Origin of the sequence: Geobacillus sp. ZGt-1, from assembly GCF_001026865.1 — a bacterium.
In the GTDB taxonomy this organism is placed as follows: domain Bacteria; phylum Bacillota; class Bacilli; order Bacillales; family Anoxybacillaceae; genus Geobacillus; species Geobacillus thermoleovorans.
The window spans coordinates 451,702-471,811 of sequence record NZ_LDPD01000023.1 but is presented as its reverse complement, the minus strand read 5'-3'; the positions used below and the strand labels follow the sequence as shown (position 1 = coordinate 471,811).

18 protein-coding genes, 1 pseudogene and 1 other annotated feature are annotated in these 20,110 nt (G+C 55.1%); of the genes and pseudogenes, 17 read left to right on the top strand and 2 right to left on the bottom strand.

Features of this window, described 5'->3' with window-relative positions:
* The 6 genes and pseudogenes from VU18_RS11155 to yajC form a co-directional block, all read left to right on the top strand.
* Positions 1-283, top strand: a pseudogene (locus VU18_RS11155) (Holliday junction branch migration protein RuvA); the annotation flags it as partial.
* Positions 284-308: 25 nt separating this feature from the next.
* Entirely contained in the window at positions 309-1,310 is a 1,002-nt protein-coding gene (ruvB, locus tag VU18_RS11150; RefSeq protein ID WP_021321863.1) for a Holliday junction branch migration DNA helicase RuvB, read from the top strand.
* A complete protein-coding gene (locus VU18_RS11145; protein ID WP_011232066.1) occupies positions 1,307-1,513 on the top strand; it encodes a DUF2905 domain-containing protein in 207 nt (68 codons plus the stop codon). The genes ruvB and VU18_RS11145 overlap by 4 nt, the downstream gene beginning before the upstream one ends.
* A gap of 15 nt (positions 1,514-1,528) precedes the next feature.
* A complete protein-coding gene (gene queA / locus VU18_RS11140) occupies positions 1,529-2,557 on the top strand; it encodes a tRNA preQ1(34) S-adenosylmethionine ribosyltransferase-isomerase QueA (protein WP_023633730.1) in 1,029 nt (342 codons plus the stop codon).
* Positions 2,558-2,574: 17 nt separating this feature from the next.
* Positions 2,575-3,717, top strand: coding sequence for a tRNA guanosine(34) transglycosylase Tgt (tgt, locus tag VU18_RS11135; protein WP_047758106.1), 1,143 nt, complete (start codon positions 2,575-2,577; stop codon positions 3,715-3,717).
* A 23-nt stretch (positions 3,718-3,740) separates the two neighbouring features.
* Positions 3,741-4,013 (top strand): preprotein translocase subunit YajC, encoded by a 273-nt coding sequence (gene yajC / locus VU18_RS11130; protein ID WP_011232063.1) that lies wholly within the window; start codon positions 3,741-3,743, stop codon positions 4,011-4,013.
* A 163-nt stretch (positions 4,014-4,176) separates the two neighbouring features.
* Here yajC and VU18_RS11125 read toward each other — a convergent pair whose 3' ends face one another.
* Positions 4,177-4,560 carry a TIGR04086 family membrane protein gene (locus VU18_RS11125; protein WP_011232062.1) on the bottom strand — a complete coding sequence of 128 codons (384 nt, stop codon included), beginning with the start codon at positions 4,558-4,560 and terminating at the stop codon, positions 4,177-4,179.
* A 66-nt stretch (positions 4,561-4,626) separates the two neighbouring features.
* Entirely contained in the window at positions 4,627-6,189 is a 1,563-nt protein-coding gene (gene spoVB, locus VU18_RS11120; protein ID WP_011232061.1) for a stage V sporulation protein B, read from the bottom strand.
* 111 nt (positions 6,190-6,300) lie between these two features.
* Between spoVB and VU18_RS11115 the strand changes: the two genes are divergently transcribed.
* The 11 genes from VU18_RS11115 to hisS all read left to right on the top strand — a co-directional run bounded on the left by VU18_RS11115 (position 6,301) and on the right by hisS (position 20,110).
* Positions 6,301-6,588, top strand: coding sequence for a post-transcriptional regulator (locus VU18_RS11115; RefSeq protein WP_013524218.1), 288 nt, complete (start codon positions 6,301-6,303; stop codon positions 6,586-6,588).
* Between the two features lie 112 nt (positions 6,589-6,700).
* Positions 6,701-8,953: a protein translocase subunit SecDF gene (secDF, locus tag VU18_RS11110; RefSeq protein ID WP_047758105.1), complete on the top strand. Its 2,253-nt coding sequence runs from the start codon at positions 6,701-6,703 to the stop codon at positions 8,951-8,953.
* A gap of 136 nt (positions 8,954-9,089) precedes the next feature.
* Positions 9,090-9,998 carry a cation diffusion facilitator family transporter gene (locus VU18_RS11105; RefSeq protein ID WP_082218536.1) on the top strand — a complete coding sequence of 303 codons (909 nt, stop codon included), beginning with the start codon at positions 9,090-9,092 and terminating at the stop codon, positions 9,996-9,998.
* Between the two features lie 57 nt (positions 9,999-10,055).
* Positions 10,056-12,422 carry a single-stranded-DNA-specific exonuclease RecJ gene (recJ, locus tag VU18_RS11100; protein ID WP_047758190.1) on the top strand — a complete coding sequence of 789 codons (2,367 nt, stop codon included), beginning with the start codon at positions 10,056-10,058 and terminating at the stop codon, positions 12,420-12,422.
* On the top strand, positions 12,413-12,925 hold the full coding sequence (locus VU18_RS11095) for an adenine phosphoribosyltransferase (RefSeq protein ID WP_013144641.1): 513 nt from the start codon (positions 12,413-12,415) through the stop codon (positions 12,923-12,925). Before recJ ends, VU18_RS11095 begins: the two co-directional genes overlap by 10 nt.
* Before the next feature lie 148 nt (positions 12,926-13,073).
* Positions 13,074-15,272: a bifunctional (p)ppGpp synthetase/guanosine-3',5'-bis(diphosphate) 3'-pyrophosphohydrolase gene (locus VU18_RS11090; RefSeq protein ID WP_011232055.1), complete on the top strand. Its 2,199-nt coding sequence runs from the start codon at positions 13,074-13,076 to the stop codon at positions 15,270-15,272.
* 23 nt (positions 15,273-15,295) lie between these two features.
* Complete coding sequence (gene dtd / locus VU18_RS11085) at positions 15,296-15,754, top strand: D-aminoacyl-tRNA deacylase (protein ID WP_011232054.1); 459 nt, start codon at positions 15,296-15,298, stop codon at positions 15,752-15,754.
* Between the two features lie 80 nt (positions 15,755-15,834).
* Positions 15,835-16,008 carry a hypothetical protein gene (locus tag VU18_RS18375; protein WP_014196408.1) on the top strand — a complete coding sequence of 58 codons (174 nt, stop codon included), beginning with the start codon at positions 15,835-15,837 and terminating at the stop codon, positions 16,006-16,008.
* A gap of 234 nt (positions 16,009-16,242) precedes the next feature.
* Positions 16,243-16,806: an alkyl hydroperoxide reductase subunit C gene (gene ahpC / locus VU18_RS11075; RefSeq protein ID WP_011232052.1), complete on the top strand. Its 564-nt coding sequence runs from the start codon at positions 16,243-16,245 to the stop codon at positions 16,804-16,806.
* A 14-nt stretch (positions 16,807-16,820) separates the two neighbouring features.
* Positions 16,821-18,350 (top strand): alkyl hydroperoxide reductase subunit F, encoded by a 1,530-nt coding sequence (gene ahpF / locus VU18_RS11070; protein ID WP_011232051.1) that lies wholly within the window; start codon positions 16,821-16,823, stop codon positions 18,348-18,350.
* A 201-nt stretch (positions 18,351-18,551) separates the two neighbouring features.
* Positions 18,552-18,783: a binding site (T-box leader), on the top strand.
* Positions 18,784-18,829: 46 nt separating this feature from the next.
* Positions 18,830-20,110, top strand: coding sequence for a histidine--tRNA ligase (hisS, locus tag VU18_RS11065; protein WP_011232050.1), 1,281 nt, complete (start codon positions 18,830-18,832; stop codon positions 20,108-20,110).

Sequence of the window (20,110 nt, the reverse complement as noted above, 5' to 3'; positions counted from 1 at the left end):
CGAGGAAGAAAACGAGGCGTTTTTATGCAAGTTTCCAGGCGTGGGCAAAAAGACGGCCCGGCAAATGATTTTGGATTTAAAAGGGAAGCTCGGGGCGCTTGCGGCGCCGGCGGCTGCACGTTCGGCCGCACCGCTTTCCGGTGCGCTCGCCGAGGCGGTGGCGGCGCTCAAGGCGCTCGGCTACGCTGAACGGGAGATCGAGAAAATCATTCCGGCGCTCCGCGAAGAAGCGATGTCGACGGAACAGTATGTGAAGCGGGCGCTGGCGCTGCTTTTGGGATAAACAGCGGCCAAAGGGAGGAATGACGGTGGAGGAACGGCTTGTATCCGGGGAGGTCTTAGGGGAAGAAACTGCGCTTGAACCGAGTTTGCGCCCGCAATATTTGCATGAATATATCGGGCAAGATAAGATCAAAGAAAACTTAAAAGTGTTCATTGAAGCGGCCAAGCTCCGCGAAGAGACGCTCGACCATGTGCTGCTGTACGGACCGCCGGGGCTTGGGAAAACGACGCTCGCCGTGATCATCGCCAATGAAATGGGCGTCAAGCTGCGAGCGACATCTGGACCGGCGCTCGAGCGGCCGGGAGATTTGGCGGCGCTTCTCACTTCGCTTGAGCCGGGGGATGTGCTCTTTATTGATGAGATCCACCGGCTGCCGCGGGCGGTGGAAGAGGTGCTCTATCCGGCGATGGAAGATTATTGCTTAGATATCGCGATTGGCAAAGGGCCGGATGCGCGCACGCTTCGCCTCGACTTGCCGCCATTTACGCTCGTCGGGGCGACGACGAGAGCCGGGGCGCTGTCGGCGCCGCTTCGCGACCGGTTTGGTGTCATCAGCCGGCTCGAATACTATCACGTCGACCAACTCGCCCAAATCATTGAGCGGGCGGCGGCCATCTTGCAAATCGGCATCGAGCGCGAAGCGGCGCTTGAGCTTGCCCGTCGGGCGCGCGGCACGCCGCGCATCGCCAACCGTTTGCTGCGGCGCGTCCGCGATTTTGCGCAAGTGCGCGGAGAGGGGGGAATTACGCTGCCGCTTGCTGTCGAGGCGCTCGAGCGGCTGCAAGTCGACCGGCTCGGGCTCGACCAAATCGACCATAAGCTGCTTTCAGCGATGATTGAAAAATTCGCCGGCGGCCCGGTCGGGCTCGAAACGCTGGCGGCCGTCATCGGCGAAGAAGCACAAACGATTGAAGAAGTGTATGAGCCGTACTTGATGCAGATCGGTCTCTTGCAGCGTACGCCGCGCGGGCGCGTCGTCACGCCGGCTGCGTACACCCATTTAGGAATGGAGGTTCCGAAGCGGTGAACAGCTTGCCAAAGTTGATCATGACGATCGGCGTTGTGCTCATCATGGTCGGGTTTGTCATGCAGTTTGTCAAACTCGGCCGCTTGCCGGGGGATATCGTCATCCGCAAAGGGAATATGACGTTTTATTTTCCCGTTGTGACATCCATCTTGCTGAGCGTTGTGTTATCGTTGATTTTTTACGTGCTCGGACGATTTCGCTGAAGGAAGGAGAACTGCATGAAAGTCGATTTGTTTGATTTTCATTTGCCGGAAGAGTTGATTGCGCAAACGCCGCTTCCAGACCGGGCGGCATCAAGGCTCATGGTGCTCGATAAACGAACGGGCGCCATTCGCCATGAAACGTTTCGCAACATTATTTCGTACTTGAATCCGGGCGACTGCCTCGTTTTAAACGATACGCGCGTCATGCCGGCGCGGCTTTACGGCGAAAAAGAGGAAACGGGCGGAACGGTCGAAGTGCTGCTGTTAAAGCAATTGGACGGCGACCGTTGGGAGACGCTCGTCAAGCCGGGAAAACGAGTCAAGCCAGGAACGAAACTCACCTTTGGCGAGGGGAAGCTTGAAGCCGTCTGCCTCGATACGCTGGAACACGGCGGGCGAGTGCTTGAGTTTTCGTATGACGGCCTGTTTTATGAAGTATTGGCCGAACTTGGGGAGATGCCGCTGCCCCCGTACATTAAAGAAAAGCTTGACGACCCGGAACGGTATCAGACGGTGTACGCCCGTGAAATTGGTTCGGCAGCGGCGCCAACCGCCGGTTTGCATTTCACCGAAGAGCTGCTTGACGCCATTCGCGAAAAAGGGGTGCATATCGTCTTCATCACCCTTCATGTCGGGCTTGGCACGTTTCGGCCAGTGCAAGTGGACGAAGTCGAGAAGCACGATATGCACGCCGAATTTTATCAAATGAGCGAGGAAACGGCTGAGACGTTAAACCGCGTCCGGGAGCAGGGCGGCCGCATCATCGCCGTCGGCACGACGTCGACACGGACGCTCGAGACGATCGCCGGCAAACATAACGGCCGATTTGTTGCAGAAAGCGGCTGGACCGACATTTTCATCTATCCGGGCTATGAGTTCAAAGGGATTGATGGGCTGGTGACGAACTTCCACCTGCCGAAATCGACGCTCATCATGCTCGTGAGTGCGCTCGCCGGGCGCGAAAATATTTTGCACGCGTATCAAGTAGCGGTCAAAGAGCGATACCGCTTTTTCAGCTTCGGTGATGCGATGCTCATCATTTGAGAAAGGAGACGAGCACGTTGACGACACCGATTCGCTTTGAACTGATCAAAACGTGCCGGCAGACGGGCGCGCGCCTTGGCATCCTCCATACGCCGCACGGCTCGTTTGAAACGCCGATGTTTATGCCGGTTGGGACGCTCGCCACGGTCAAGACGCTGTCGCCGGAAGAGCTGAAGACAATGGGGGCCGGCGTCATTTTAAGCAACACCTATCATCTTTGGCTGCGCCCGGGGCATGACATTGTCGCGGAAGCGGGCGGGTTGCATGCGTTTATGAATTGGGATCGAGGCATTTTGACGGATTCCGGCGGCTTCCAAGTGTTCAGCCTCAGTGAATTCCGCCGCATCGAGGAAGAAGGCGTCTATTTCCGCAACCATTTAAACGGCGATAAGCTGTTTTTATCGCCGGAAAAAGCAGTCGAGATTCAAAATGCGCTTGGCGCCGACATCATCATGGCGTTTGATGAGTGCCCGCCGTATCCGGCGACGTATGAATACATGAAACAGTCCATCGAGCGGACGAGCCGTTGGGCGGAGCGCTGCTTGAAGGCGCACCGCCGCCCGAATGAGCAAGGGCTGTTTGGCATCGTCCAAGGCGGCGAGTATGAGGAGTTGCGCCGGCAAAGCGCCCGCGATTTAGTGTCGCTCGATTTCCCGGGCTATGCGGTCGGCGGGTTGTCGGTCGGCGAGCCGAAGGAGGTCATGAATCGGGTGCTTGAGTTTACGACGCCGCTTCTGCCGGCGGACAAGCCCCGCTATTTAATGGGCGTCGGTTCGCCGGATTCGCTCATCGACGGGGCGATCCGCGGCATCGACATGTTCGACTGCGTATTGCCGACGCGCATCGGCCGCAACGGGACGGTGATGACGAGCGAAGGACGGGTGGTGATCAAAAATGCCCAGTACGCTCGCGACTTCTCGCCGCTCGATCCGAACTGCGACTGCTACACGTGCCGGAACTATACGCGTGCGTACATCCGCCATCTCATCAAATGTGATGAAACATTTGGCATCCGCCTCACGTCTTACCATAACGTCTATTTTTTGATAAAATTGATGGAGCAGGTGAGACAAGCGATCCGCGAAGATCGACTCGCCGATTTCCGTGAGGAATTTTTCGAATGCTACGGCTTCAACAAGCCGAATGCAAAAAACTTTTGACGACCGGAAAGGAGGGGGATTGCATGAACGCAGCGATCGCCAATTTGTTGCCGATTGTGCTGTTTTTTGTGCTTTTCTACTTTTTGCTCATTCGCCCGCAACAAAAACGGCAACGCGCCATCCAGCAAATGCAGGCGAATTTGAAAAAAGGCGATAAAATCATCACGATCGGTGGATTGCACGGCATCATCGACTCGGTCGATGAGGACAAAATCATCGTTCGCGCCGGCGACGGCACGCGACTGACGTTCGACCGCTCCGCGGTGAGAGAAGTGGTGGCGGAAAGCAAGGCGTAGCGAAAGCGCGGCCATCGGCGTCTAAGCTTGAGCGCCGATTTGAACGGCGGTGTGAAAAGCGCGAGCGAGACGCAATCTCGTTTCTTACCATCGCGCTCTCCATCACAAAAGGTGTCCCGTTTGCTTTGAGGACACCTTTTGCTTTTGCGCTGGTTTGTCGTTTTTACGTCCGTTCATAGCGCGACGATGACAAATTGACCCCGACGATGCCGCCTAAGGAAGCAGCGGCGAAAAAGGCAAGGTGGTACAGCCATTGTTCGACGGTAAACGATTTTTCCATGCCAAGAAATTGAAACAAAAAGATGATCGCCGTAAATAAGAGGCCGGTCAGCCCGCCGGCGAGCCATCCTTTTTCTTGGCTTTTTCCGCCGGCGACAACGCCGCCGATAAACAGCGAGACAACCGAGGCGGCAAACACGATCCAGGTGAGCAACGATTCGTGAATGTCCGTCCATTTGAGCAACAACGAAAAAATGAAGCTGACGAGCGCCGCCAACACAAAAACTGTGGCGATTCCATACACCAGTGCGCTGCCAAGCCGTGACACCGCGATCCCTCCTTGGCCCAAACGCTTTTTACCACAATATATTCACCGCCGGACAGGTTTAGACGTTTATTTTCGCTTGTTTTTGCCGGCCAGCCAGTGCAGCCCCGGAAGGTAGACGAGCTCTTCGCGCCGGATGAGCCGGAACAGAACGAGGCAGGCGGCATATAGGGCGGCTGTCGCGGCCATGGCAAGCAGCGTCCAAAGCGGTGCGGGCACCGCCAAAAGCGGATGGCGGGAGAGCGCATAGCCGATTGCGCCCGCAGCGATGATGGCGCCAAGCGCTTTGATGTACTCGCGCGCATCGATGGAAAAAGACACCACCTTGACGACCGTGGCAAAGTGAAGCAACGTCACAAGAACGGTGCTGACTGCAGTCGCCAGCGCCGCGCCCATAATGCCCAAACTTGGACGGGAAGCAAGGACGAAGATGCACACGAGCTTCACCACTGCTCCGATCAAGCTGTTCGTCATGGCGGCGTTCGCCAAGTCCAGTCCTTGCAAGACCGCCTGCAGCGGGCCTTGGAAATAATACAATAAGAAAAACGGCGCCATCACTTGAATAAAGATCGCGGCTTCACTTGTGCCGTACATCCAGCGCATGAGCGGCTCGGCGAACAAGTAAAGAACGACGGTGGAAAGGCCGCCGGTGACAAGCGACAAGCGCATCGCCTGGGCGATCCGGTATTCGACCAAAAGCAGCTTGCGTTGCGCCATGGCTTCGCTGATGGCCGGCACCAGGGCGGTCGAAAGCGCGTACGTAATAAACGACGGCAACGTCAACAACGGCAGCGCGTAGCCGACAAGCTGTCCGTATTGCCTTGTGGCAGTGGAGGCGGCGATGCCGGCCAATGCCAAGCTGTTGGCGACGACGATTGGCTCAAAAAACCAAGAAAGCGAGCCGATCAAACGGCTGCCGGCCGTCGGCAAGGCAATGCGCATGAGGCGGACGAACGTCTCTTTGCCGGCTTGAACGTAGTGAAAAAACTTTGTCCGCAGGCGAATCGATTTTTTAACCTTAAATAAAAACAGCAAATACAATAATGCTGCCAGCTCGCCGAGAACGGAAGACGCCATGGCGCCGGCGGCGGCATACTCGACGCCGTACGGCAAAAGCGGCTGTGTGCATAAAGCGATCAAGCTGATGCGGACGATTTGTTCCATCAAGAGCGAGTAGGCGTACGGTTTCATTTGCTGGCGTCCTTGAAAGTAGCCGCGCAGCACCGAAGAGATGGCGACGATCGGCACAATTGGAGCGATGGCAAGAAGCGGATAGTACGTGCGCGGGTCGGTGAACATCGTCCGGGAGAGCCATGGCGCAGCAGCGATCAACGCCGGCAGAAGCACGATGCTTAGCGCGCCGGTGGTGGCCAGCGACACGACGAGAATTTGTTTCACCCGCTGCCGGTCGCCGGCCGCCTCTGCTTCGGCGACGAGTTTGGAAATGGCGACCGGCAGCCCGATCTGCGTCGCGGTAATCGCTAAAACGAGCGTCGGCACGGCCATCATGTACAGCCCGACTCCTTCATCGCCGATCATGCGGGCGACGACAATTCGGTTGATGAAGCCGAGAATTTTCGTAATAAAGCCAGCGGCGATTAAAATGACCGTACCTTGTAAAAATTTAGACATTTTCTCCCCCTGCCTTCTCAAATGCCTCCGTCTTTTATACAATATATGCAAGGCCCATGGCCAAGCATGACAAGATTGGCAGGCGGCAATGGATACAAGGGGGTATGGGGGATGGATGAAAACCGGAAGCTGCGCGAACAGCTCATGCCGGCGCTCGAGTCGAAGTGCGATGAGTTTCGTCTTCTCGGCTATACGCAAGTGACGATGGACGGGCTGTGGGAATGTTTATGTTCCCGCAAGTGGAAGCATCGGCCGGCGGAAAAAAAACTGCATGAGTTGGTCAGCGACATTTTCTCTCTTTCGCCGAGCGAGTATATGATGTTTTTGACGATGCGTTCGTATAAGCAGCAGGCGGCCGGCGATGATGAGTTGGAGCGGGTTTTAAAGGAATTGTTATAGTGGAAAATTGACACTTGCCGGCTGCTGTTTCATAATGGAAGGCGAGGCCAATGTTTTGCTTGGCGCTGCGGCGGACGGCGCCGAGGCAAGTTGAAGGAGGATCTTAAGGAGAATGGTAAAACGAAGCCGCATCGTCGCCTTTTTTCTGCTCCTGCTTTTGTTCGCCGGAGTGATGGGGCCGACGATTCAAGGAATTGTACATAACATCAAACTGGGCCTTGACTTGCAAGGCGGTTTTGAAGTGCTGTATGAAGTGAAGCCGGCCAAAAAAGGCGATAAGATTGACCAAGAGACGCTGCAAAGCACCGTCAGCGCGCTGAATAAACGGATCAACGTCCTTGGCGTCAGCGAGCCGCGCGTTGACATCGAGGGAGGAAACCGCATCCGCGTCCAGCTCGCCGGGGTGAAAGACCAAAATGAGGCGCGCGAAATTTTGTCCACGCAGGCGAAATTGACGTTCCGCGATGTCAATGACAACGTGCTTATGGACGGAAGCGACCTCGTCCAAGGCGGAGCGAAGCTGTCGTTTGATGAAAACGGCCGGCCGAGCGTCGCTCTGAAATTGAAAGACGCCGACAAGTTCCGCCAGGTGACGGAAAAAGTATATAAAATGGGGCCGCCAAACAACATTTTAGTCATTTGGCTCGATTTTAAAGAAGGGGTGGACTCCTACCGGAAAGAAGCGGGCAAAGCTGATCCGAAATTTATTTCCGCCGCTTCAGTCAACCAAGTGTTCAATCAGACGGATGTGTCGATCGTCGGCAATTTTACGGTCAAAGAAGCGCAACAGCTGGCCGATTTGCTCAATGCCGGCGCGCTGCCGGTCGAGCTGCATGAAATTTACTCCACGTCCGTCGGCGCTCAGTTTGGGAAAAACGCCCTGCAAAAAACGGTGTTGGCCGGCATCATCGGTGTGGCGGCGATCTTCTTGTTCATGATTTGGTTTTACCGGCTTCCCGGGATCATCGCCGTCATTACGCTGTCGGTATACATTTATTTGATTTTGCTTTTGTTTGATTGGATGAACGTCGTTATGACGCTGCCAGGCATTGCCGCCCTGATTTTGGGGGTTGGGATGGCGGTCGATGCCAACATTATTACGTACGAACGGATCAAAGAGGAGCTGAAGCTCGGCAAGTCGATGCTGTCGGCGTTCCGTGCTGGCAACCGCGGGTCGTTTGCGACGATTTTTGACGCCAACCTTACGACGATCATCGCCGGCGCTGTTCTTTTTATTTACGGGACAAGCTCGGTGAAAGGGTTTGCGACGACGCTCATCATCAGCATCGTCGTCAGCTTTCTCACCGCCGTTTACGGCACGCGGCTGTTGCTCGGACTGCTTGTGTCAAGCCGCTGGCTCGATAAAAAGCCGGAGTGGTTTGGCGTCAAAAAGTCGGAAATCTTAAACATTGCCGAAACGACCGAGGAAACGGAAGTGCCGACGAAGTTTGACCGCTGGGATTTTGTCAAACATAGCAAAAAGTTTTTCATTTTCTCTGGCGCATTGACGATCGCCGGCGTCATCTCGTTGTTTGCCCTGGGGCTGAATCTTGGCATTGACTTCACGAGCGGAACGCGCGTTGAGGTGACGAGCAGCCAGCCGATCGATGCAAAAGAGTTGAGCGGCTATTTCGAGCGGCTCGGCTACAAGCCGGAAGATGTCGTCCTGTCCGGCACGGATGGGAAAACAGGCGTCGTCCGCTTGATTGGCGTGCTCGATAAGCAAGAAATTGCCAAGCTGAAAAATGAATTGAAGCAAGCGTATGGCAACGAACCAAACATCAGCACCGTCTCTCCGGTCGTCGGCAAGCAGCTGGCTCGCAACGCGCTCATTGCTGTGCTTATTTCATCCATCGGCATCATTCTTTACGTGACGATTCGCTTTGAGTGGCGAATGGCGCTCGCAGCCATTGTCGCCTTATTGCACGATGCGTTTTTTATTATTACCGTGTTCAGCTTGACGCGTCTTGAAGTCGATTTGACATTCATCGCCGCGGTGCTGACGATCATCGGGTACTCGATCAACGATACGATCGTCACGTTTGACCGCATCCGGGATTTGATGAAAAAGCGGAAAGTGAAAACGGTCGACGACTTGAAGCATATCGTCAACCGGGCGTTGCAGCAAACATTTACGCGCTCGGTCAATACCGTCTTGACCGTCTTGTTTACGGTCATCGCGTTGCTCATCTTTGGCAGCGAAGCGATCCGCAATTTCAACCTCGCCTTGCTCGTTGGACTTGTGTGCGGCGTCTATTCGTCGCTTTGCATCGCTTCTCAGCTTTGGGTCGTTTGGAAAGGACAGGAGCTCAAAAAAGGGAAAGGAGCCAAAAAAGCGGCGGCCGAGGCCGAACCGCAAGTGTAACAGCGCGCCGGAAAAGCGAATGTGCTTTTCCGGCGCCTTTTTGTTCGGTGCAATGCTTAGGGCGGAAAATGGATACACTAACCGTCAGATGCAACATAGGCAGCGCGTGAGGCTGCTGAATGCAAAGGTGGGGGAGATGGCCATGGAACACGAACAGCGGTTCAGGCAGGCGAAAACGGCAGCGATCGTCGGGATCGCTGGAAATATGGCGCTTGCTGCTGTCAAGGCGGCGGTCGGCGTGTGGAGCCAAAGCCAAGCGTTGATCGCTGATGCCGCCCATTCAGCGTCCGATGTTGCCGGCTCGTTCGCCGTTTGGGTCGGACTGCGGGCCGCTGCGCGCCCGCCGGATGAGGATCATCCGTACGGGCATGGGAAAGCGGAATCAATCGCCGCCATTATTGTGGCGGTTCTTCTATTTCTCGTTGGGATCGAGATCGGGCGCTCGGCGTTTCTGTCATTTTTCGCCCCACTGTCGCCGCCCGGGGCGGCCGCCATTTACGTCTTGTTGTTGTCGATTGCTGTCAAAGAAGCGATGTTTCGCTATAAATACCGGCTCGGGAAAAAGCTAAACAGCGATGCGCTGATCATCAACGCCTATGAGCACCGATCGGATGTGTTTTCGTCGTTTGCTGCGCTCATCGGCGTCGGCGCCGCCATTGTCGGTGGAAAATGGGAGATTGACTGGCTTGTATACGCCGACCCGCTCGCCGGATTGTTCGTCTCGCTGCTTGTTCTGAAAATGGCATGGAACCTTGGCCGACAGTCGGTCCATACGGCGATCGACCATGTGCTTCACGAGGAAGAGGCCGGCTATTTGCGCGAGGCGGTCTTGTCCATTCCCGATGTGCGGCAAATCAATGAGCTGCATGCGCGCGAGCACGGCCATTACGTCATCGTCGATTTGAAAATCGCCGTCGATCCGCAATTGACGGTCGAAGAGGGGCACCGGATCGGAAAGAAAGTGAAAGAAAAACTGCTGACGCTGCCGCGCGTCCGCAATGTCATGGTTCACATCAACCCGTACAACCCGGAAAAAAAACCGTAATGTCGTTGCCTGCCCTTTTCTCCTTTTTGTATAATAAGGAGAGTTGAGGTGGGAGACATGTTGAAAGCGAAAACGCGTTGGGAGGTGGAGCGCCTCGATGAGCAGGCGGTGAGGCGGCTGGCTGAGGAAGCCGGCGTCACGCCCTTATTGGCGAGGCTTCTCGTCCGCCGCGGGGTGCGGACGGCCTCGGAGGCGGCGGCGTTTCTCAATCCGCTTGAGCAACCGTTTCATGATCCGTTTTTGCTTGATGGGATGGAGCGAGCGATTCAGCGTCTAAAGCGGGCGATCGACGCGGGTGAACGCGTGTTGGTATACGGCGATTACGATGCCGATGGCGTTTGCAGCACGTCGGTGATGGTGAGTGCTCTCAAGGAGGCGGGGGCGTCGGTCGAGTTCTACATTCCGAACCGATTTACGGAAGGATACGGGCCGAACATGGCGGCGTTTCGCTCCGCAAAAGAGCGCGGCGTTTCCGTCATTGTGACCGTCGACAATGGGATTGCGGCGGTCAAGGAAATTGCGGCCGCCAACGAGTGGGGGATGGATGTCATCGTAACGGATCACCACGAGCCAGGTCCGGTGTTGCCGGAGGCGCATGCGATCATTCATCCGAAGCAGCCGGGAAGTACATATCCGTTTCGCGATTTAGCCGGCGTCGGCGTTGCGTTTAAGGTAGCCCATGCCTTGCTTGGGCGGGTGCCGCGCCATTTGCTTGATTTGGTCGCGATCGGCACGATCGCTGATTTGGTTCCGCTTGTTGGGGAAAACCGCCTCTTTGTTGCACACGGGCTTGAAGCGTTGCGAGCGACGGAGCGCATCGGGCTGCGCGCTCTTTTTCGGCAATGCCGCATTGATGCGGCGGCCATCAACGAACAGACGGTCGGATTTGTCATCGCTCCGCGCTTGAACGCGGCGGGGCGCCTCGGCGGCGCCGATCCGGCAGTGGCGCTCTTAATGACGGACGATGAGAACGAAGCGGTGCAGCTGGCGGCGGAGATGGACGAGTTAAACCGCGAACGTCAGCAGCTTGTGGCACAAATCGCTGAAGAAGCGGCGGACATGGTGCGCCGCCAATTTCCTCCTGAGGAACATCGCGTCTTGGTTGTGGCAGGCGAAGGATGGAATGCCGGAGTGGTGGGCATTGTCGCTTCTAAGCTTGTCGAGCAGTTTTACCGCCCGGCGGTCGTGCTTTCAATCGACCGGGAAAAAGGGATCGCCAAAGGGTCAGCCCGCAGCATTCATGGGTTTGACTTATTCGCCAGCCTGTCGCAATGCCGCGACCTGTTGCCGCACTTTGGCGGCCACCCGATGGCGGCGGGGATGACATTGTCGCTTGATGATGTCGAAGAATTACGGCAACGGCTGAACGACATCGCCGCCGAAACGTTGTCTGAGGACGATTTTACGCCGCCGACGTTCATTGATGCTTCCTGTTCGATTGCTGAGTTGACGCTGTCGGCCGCCCGCAGCCTTGAGCGGTTCGCTCCGTTTGGCGTCGGCAATCCGCGGCCGCTTGTTCTCATTGAAGGGGCGTCCGTTGAAACCATGCGGCGCGTCGGGGCGAACGGAGCCCATATGAAAGCCGTCTTTTCCCAAGACGGGGCCGCGATCGATGCCATCGGCTTCGGCCTTGGGCCGTTATGCGAAGAAATCGCTCCGGATGCGCGCATTTCGGCGGTCGGGGAGCTGTCGGTGAACGAATGGAACGGGTTCGCCAAGCCGCAGCTGTCGTTGTGTGATCTGGCGGTCAGCGACTGCCAGCTGTTTGACGTCCGCGGCTGCCGCGACGTCCGTCCACTTCTTGAGCGGCTGCCAAAAGAGAAGCGGCTAGTCGTCTCCTTTCGCTGTGAAACTGGGCAGCGCCCGGACGTGGCGCCATTTCGCGGGGAGCTTCATTGCGTGCCGACCGAAGAAGAGGCGGGCGCCTTATCGATTGACGACCGCTATGTCGTGCTGCTTGACGTGCCGCCGCGGCTGGCCTTGCTGTCGGCGCTTCTTGGCAGCGGGCGGCCGGCGCGCATTTACGCGGTGTTTGCCCAGCCCGAGGCGCAATTTTTCCGCACGTTTCCAACGCGCGACCATTTTAAATGGTTTTACGCCTTTTTGCATCAACACCGTTCGTTTCCGCTCGCCAAGCGCGGTGGTGAGCTGGCCCGCGCCCGCGGTTGGACGGAAGAGACGGTTCATTTTATGGCGAAAGTATTTTTAGAGCTTGACTTTATCAACGAACAAAACGGCGTCATTTCGCTCGTTCATCAGCCGGCGAAGCGCGATTTGCACGAATCGCCGACGTACCGCCGGCGGCGGGACGAGCTCGAGGCGGAGCATCAGTTAGTCTATTCCACTTACGAGCAATTGAAACGCTGTTTGGCGGAAATGACACGTTCGCAAACGCACGAGGAGGCAAACGTATCATGGACTTAAAACAATACATTACGATTGTGCCCGATTTCCCGAAGCCGGGCATCATGTTTAAAGATATTACAACGCTGATGGACAACGGTCCGGCGTACAAATATGCGACCGACCAAATTGTTCAATATGCGCGCGAAAAACAAATCGATATCGTCGTTGGTCCGGAAGCGCGCGGCTTTATCATCGGATGCCCAGTCGCCTATGCGCTTGGCGTCGGATTTGCGCCGGTGCGCAAGGAAGGGAAGCTGCCGCGCGAAGTCGTCCGTGTGGAGTATGGCCTGGAATATGGAACAGATGTCTTGACGATGCATAAAGATGCCATTAAGCCAGGGCAGCGCGTGTTGATCACCGACGATTTGCTGGCGACGGGCGGGACGATGCGGGCGACGATCGATTTGGTGGAACAGCTCGGCGGAGTGGTGGCCGGATTGGCCTTTTTGATTGAGCTTACCGAGCTTGGCGGCCGCAAAAAATTGGAAGGCTACGATATTTTGACGCTGATGCAGTTTTAAACAGTCGACATTGTTCGCATCTTCGGATACAATAAAGAAAAAAGGGGCACTCACACATGAGTGCTCTTTCTTATTAACCGTATGAACGCAACGGACCTCTGTGCTTTGCAGCTTCAATTTTAATCGATTAAAAAGGTGATTCAACCCTATGGCCAATGAACAAGTGCTGACAGCGGAGCAAGTGTTTGAACGAGCGAGCTGTTATTTGTCGGAACAAGACGTCGCCTTTTTGAAAAAGGCGTATGAGTTTGCCAAGCACGCCCATCGCGACCAATTTCGGAAATCGGGCGAACCATACATCATCCATCCGATTCAAGTCGCGGGCATTTTGGTGGACTTAAAGATGGACGCGACAACGATCGCCGCCGGGTTTTTGCATGATGTCATCGAAGACACCGAGGCGACAAAAGAAGACCTCGAGCGCGAGTTCGGCGCGGAAGTGGCGATGCTTGTCGACGGGGTGACGAAGCTTGGGAAAATTAAATATAAATCGCAGGAAGAACAGCAGGCGGAAAACCACCGGAAAATGTTTTTGGCCATGGCGCAAGATATCCGGGTCATTTTGATCAAGCTCGCCGACCGGCTGCACAATATGCGGACATTGAAACATTTGCCGGCCGAAAAACAGCGGCGCATTGCCAATGAGACGCTCGAAATTTTCGCTCCGCTCGCGCATCGGCTCGGCATTTCGAAAATCAAATGGGAGCTTGAGGATACGGCGCTTCGCTATTTAAACCCGCAGCAATATTACCGCATCGTCAATTTAATGAAGAAAAAGCGGGCCGAGCGCGAGCAATATTTGGAGGAAGTCATTCAAGAAGTGCGCGAACGGCTCAACGAAGTGCATATTCCTTGCGAAATTTCCGGGCGTCCGAAACATATTTACAGCATTTATCGAAAAATGGTGATGCAAAATAAACAGTTCAACGAAATTTACGATTTGCTCGCTGTCCGCATCATCGTCAACAGCATCAAAGACTGCTATGCTGTGCTCGGCATTATTCATACATGCTGGAAGCCAATGCCAGGCCGCTTCAAAGACTACATCGCCATGCCGAAGCCGAACATGTACCAATCGCTCCATACGACGGTGATCGGCCCAAAAGGCGAACCGCTTGAGGTGCAAATCCGCACGTTTGAAATGCATCAAATCGCCGAGTTCGGGATCGCCGCCCATTGGGCGTACAAAGAAGGAAAGACGATCAAACCCAACTCGTTTGAAGAAAAGCTGTCTTGGTTTCGGGAAATTTTGGAATGGCAAAACGACGCCAGCAATGCCGAAGAGTTCATGGAATCGCTCAAGATGGATTTGTTTTCCGACATGGTGTTCGTCTTCACGCCAAAAGGCGATGTCATCGAGCTGCCGGCCGGATCGGTGCCAATCGATTTCGCTTACCGCATCCATTCGGAAATCGGCAACAAGACGATCGGGGCGAAAGTCAACGGCAAAATGGTGCCGCTTGACTACAAGCTGCAAACGGGCGACATCGTCGAAATTTTAACTTCCAATCATTCGTACGGTCCGAGCCAAGACTGGCTGAAACTGGCGAAAACGTCGCAGGCGCGCAACAAAATCCGCCAGTTTTTCAAAAAGCAACGGCGCGAAGAAAACATCGAAAAAGGCAAAGAGATGGTCGAAAAAGAGGTGCGCAGCCTCGGCTTTGAGCCGAAAGAAGTGATGACGGCCGACAACGTAAAGCGCGTCGCCGAAAAGTTCAACTTCTCGAACGAAGACGATATGTATGCGGCAGTCGGCTATCATGGCATCACAGCGGCGCAAATCGCCCATCGGTTGACGGAAAAATGGCGAAAGCAGCGCGATCTCGAGGAACAGCAGCGCAAACTGGCCGAAGCGGTCTTCGAAGCCAAGCTGCCAGCTGGCAAAAAGCGCGACTGCGGCATTCGCGTCCAAGGAATGGACAACTTGCTCATCCGTTTGTCGCGCTGCTGCAACCCGGTGCCGGGCGATGAAATTATCGGCTTCATTACCCGCGGCCGCGGCATTTCCGTCCACCGCGCCGATTGCCCGAACGTCAAGACCGAAGAAGCGGCCGATCGGTTGATTGCCGTAGAATGGGAGAGCGGAGCAAACGGCGAGCGTGAATATAACGTGGACATTGAGATCACCGGATTTGACCGCCGCGGTTTGCTGAATGAGGTGCTGCAGGCGGTGAATGAAACGCGCACCGATATTTCCGCCGTCTCGGGACGCTCAGACCACCGACATAAAATTGCGACGATCCATATGACAATCGCCATTCATAATTTGAGCCACTTGCAAAAAGTCGTCGAACGAATCAAACAAATTCCCGACATTTATTCCGTCCAGCGCTTGATGAACAACTAAGGGCGGCGAAAGGAGGGATGCAAGTGAGAGCGGTCATCCAGCGGGCGAAAGAGGCCAAAGTCACCGTCGGCGGCGAAGTCGTTGGTGCCATTGATGCGGGTTTTGTCGTCCTTCTTGGCATCACGCATGAAGATACAGAAGACGATGCTGCCTATTTGGCTGAGAAAATCGCTCATTTGCGCGTTTTTGAAGATGAAGACGGAAAAATGAACCGCTCCTTGCTTGACGTCGGCGGGGCGGTGCTGTCGGTGTCGCAGTTCACCCTTTACGGCGACTGCCGAAAAGGCCGGCGCCCGAACTTTATGGCGGCGGCCAAGCCCGACCATGCCTTGCCGCTGTATGAGGCGTTCAACGCCGCTTTGCGCGAAAGAGGCGTTCATGTAGAAACCGGCGTATTCGGTGCGATGATGGACGTATCGCTCACAAACGACGGGCCAGTCACCTTGATCATCGACAGCAGCGAGAAACTGGGAAACAGATGAAGTTTCCCGGTTTCTTTTTTATTTTCGGCGAAAAATGGGAAAGATGAAAACAGTGGCATAGCAGAGAAAGGAGGAGGGCGATGCGGCAGACGAGAAAAAGTGAACAGGCGCACCAGGCAAGCGATGTGCTGTCCGTCGACTTTCACGAATGGGTGCGGCTCGAGGCCCAATATAGAGCGTTTGAGTTGGCATCCGAATTCGGTGTGGCGCCGAAAGACGTACAAATGTTGAAAAAACAGCAGCCCCGCCCGTAAACATGGCGAGTTGGAAGGAGCGCACGGGGCGTGTGGATGTTTCGTGGGCCTAGGCGGTGTGGCCGTTCAGACGAAACAGCTGCGAATGAGCGCTGTGCATCCGCTCAACACTGATCCGGCTCGGTAGAGGAAAAAATCCATTGCATATGTATTGACAAACATATGCCCCTATATGATAATAAGTATTGGTTTAAAATTATTATAAATTAACAGTCGCAGGAGGTAGATGAAGCAATGTCTTTGGTTGGGAAAAAAGTACAACCATTCCGTGCCCAAGCGTATCACAACGGCGAATTCATCGAAGTGACAGAGCAAGACTTCATGGGGAAATGGAGCATCGTTTGCTTCTATCCAGCGGACTTTACGTTCGTCTGCCCGACGGAGCTCGAAGATTTGCAAGATCACTACGCGACGTTTAAAGAACTTGGCGTGGAAGTGTACTCGGTTTCGACCGACACTCACTTTACTCATAAAGCATGGCACGATACATCGCCAGCCATCAGCAAAATCGAATACGTGATGATTGGCGATCCTTCGCATCAACTGTCGCGCATGTTTGATGTGCTCGATGAAGAACAAGGATTGGCGCAGCGCGGCACGTTCATCATCGATCCAGACGGCGTCATTCAAGCGGTGGAAATCAATGCGGACGGCATCGGCCGCAACGCCAGCACGCTGATTGATAAAATTAAAGCGGCCCAATATGTGCGCAACCATCCGGGTGAAGTCTGCCCGGCGAAATGGAAAGAAGGAGCGGAAACGCTGAAGCCAAGCCTAGACCTCGTCGGCAAAATTTAAGGGGGGCTTAGGCGATGCTGCTGGATGCTGACATCAAGGCGCAACTAGCCCAGTATTTGCAATTGCTTGAAAATGATATTGTCTTGACGGTAAGCGCGGGAGACGACAACGTTTCCCGCGATATGCTTGCTTTAATCGATGAATTAACGGCGATGTCGTCGAAAATCAAAGTGGAAAAAGCGAAGCTGGAACGAACGCCAAGCTTCAGCGTCAACCGGGTCGGCGAAAACACCGGCATCACCTTCGCCGGCGTGCCGCTCGGCCATGAATTTACGTCCCTCGTTTTGGCGCTGCTTCAAGTGAGCGGGCGGCCGCCGAAAGTCAGCCAAGACGTCGTGGACCGCATTCAACAAATCAGAGGCAAACATCATTTTGAAACGTACGTCAGCCTGACCTGCCACAACTGCCCGGACGTCGTGCAAGCGCTCAACATTATGAGCGTGTTGAACCCAGATATTTCGCATACGATGATCGACGGGGCGGCGTTTAAAGAAGAAGCGGAGCAAAAAGGGATTATGGCCGTACCGACGGTGTTTTTAAACGGCAAACTGTTCGCGAGCGGCCGCATGTCGCTTGAAGATATCCTCGCCAAATTAGGGAGTGCTCCGGATGCTTCTTCCTTCGCCGACAAAGAGCCGTTCGACGTGTTGGTGATCGGCGGCGGCCCTGCGGGTGCGACAGCAGCCATTTACGCAGCGCGCAAAGGCATTCGCACTGGGATTGTTGCGGAGCGCTTCGGTGGACAAATTTTAGATACGCTCGGCATTGAAAACTTTATCAGCGTCAAATATACGGAAGGACCGAAGCTTGCGGCCAGCATTGAGGAACATGTGAAGCAATACAACGTCGACATCATGAACTCGCAGCGGGCAAAACGACTCGAGAAAAAAGACTTGATTGAAGTCGAGTTGGAAAACGGCGCCGTGTTGAAAAGCAAAACGGTTGTGATCGCAACGGGCGCCCGTTGGCGCAACCTTGGCGTGCCGGGCGAGGAAGAGTTCAAAAACAAAGGGGTCGCCTATTGCCCGCATTGCGACGGCCCGCTGTTCGAAGGGAAGCACGTGGCGGTCATCGGCGGCGGGAACTCTGGAGTCGAAGCGGCGATTGACCTCGCTGGCATCGCCAGCCATGTGACGCTGCTTGAGTTCGCCCCTGAACTCAAGGCCGATGCTGTTTTGCAAGATCGTTTGTACAGCTTGCCGAACGTAACGGTGATTAAAAACGCGCAAACGACGGAAATCACCGGCACGGACAAAGTCAACGGCTTGACGTACATTGACCGGGAAACAGGGGAAGAACATCATATCGAATTGCAAGGCGTGTTCGTGCAAATCGGCCTTGTTCCGAACACCGAATGGTTGGAAGGAACGGTGGAACGGAATCGCTTCGGTGAAATTATCGTCGATAAACGCGGCGCGACGAACATTGAAGGCGTCTTTGCCGCGGGCGACTGCACGGACAGCGCCTATAAGCAAATCATTATTTCGATGGGCTCGGGTGCAACCGCAGCGTTAAGCGCGTTTGATTATTTGATTCGCCATTAAAGAGAGCCGAAGGTGGACCGCCTCTTCGATCCCATGGAGGGGCGGTTCAATGAATCGGCTCTCTTTTTTTACAACAAGGAGAAAAATGCGATGAGACATCAAGGTTTTTCTCTTTGCGAACAACCATGAATCACAGCTGCTAGGACAACTTGACAAACGGGCGAGATTGTCCGTAATATAAAATTACATCTTTCTCATACGGAACAACCGATGATGGAGAAAAGTAGTTAAGGTCCACATGGCCAGAGAGGAAGCGCCCAAGGCTGCGAGCGCTTCTCCATGATGGCTTAACGAAAGACACTCCGTAGGTTTCCCTTTGAACGCGCTTTGCGCCAGTAAAGGGGAACGTGTGCCATGCGTTAATGGCGACAAGCGGAAGCCGGATCGGCTTCAATTAGGGTGGCACCGCGGGAATGACGCTCTCGTCCCTATCGATCACAGGGACAAGGGCGTTTTATTTTGGGCAAAGGAGGATGAGCATGGCTTTTCAAATTCCAAGAGGGACACAAGATGTGCTGCCGGGTGACTCGGAAAAATGGCAATATGTCGAGCACATTGCCCGCAGCCTCTGCAGCCGGTATGGGTATCAGGAAATCCGGACGCCGATTTTTGAACATACGGAGCTTTTTTTGCGCGGCGTGGGGGATACAACGGACATTGTGCAAAAAGAAATGTACACGTTCGAAGACAAAGGGGGGCGCGCGCTGACGCTCCGCCCGGAAGGAACGGCGCCGGTTGTCAGAGCGTTTGTCGAGCATAAGCTGTACGGCAGTCCGAACCAGCCGCTGAAATTGTATTACAGCGGGCCGATGTTTCGCTACGAGCGTCCGGAAGCGGGACGGTTCCGCCAGTTCGTCCAGTTCGGCGTCGAGGCGCTCGGCAGCAGCGATCCGGCGATTGACGCCGAGGTGATGGCGCTAGCGATGCATATTTACGAAGCGCTTGGCTTAAAACGGATCCGGCTTGTCATTAACAGCTTGGGCGACCTTGACAGCCGCCGGGCGCACCGAGAGGCGCTTGTTCGCCATTTTTCAAACCGCATCCACGAGCTGTGCCCGGACTGCCAGACGAGGCTTCATACGAATCCGCTCCGCATTCTCGACTGCAAAAAAGACCGCGATCATGAGCTGATGGCGACGGCGCCGTCGATTTTAGACTATTTAAATGACGAATCGCGCGCCTATTTTGAGAAAGTGAAACAATACTTGACAGCGCTCGGCATCCCGTTTGTCATCGATGCGCGGCTCGTGCGCGGGCTTGACTATTACAACCACACGACGTTTGAAATTATGAGCGAAGCGGAAGGATTTGGCGCGGCGGCGACGCTGTGCGGCGGCGGGCGTTACAACGGGCTTGTCCAAGAAATCGGCGGTCCGGAGACGCCGGGCATCGGCTTTGCCTTGAGCATCGAGCGGCTGTTGGCCGCCCTTGACGCCGAAGGAGTGGAATTGCCGGTGGAGAGTGGGCTTGACTGCTATGTCGTCGCTGTCGGTGAGCGGGCGAAAGACGAGGCGGTCCGCCTCGTTTATGCATTGCGCCGCTCCGGATTGAGGGTCGATCAAGATTATTTGGGCCGAAAATTGAAGGCGCAGCTGAAGGCCGCCGACCGGCTTGGGGCATCGTTTGTCGCCATTATCGGCGATGAAGAACTCGAGAGACAGGAAGCGGCGGTAAAGCATATGGCGAGCGGCGAGCAAACGAATGTACCGCTCGGCGAGTTGGCGCACTTTTTGCATGAACGGATCGGGAAGGAGGAGTGA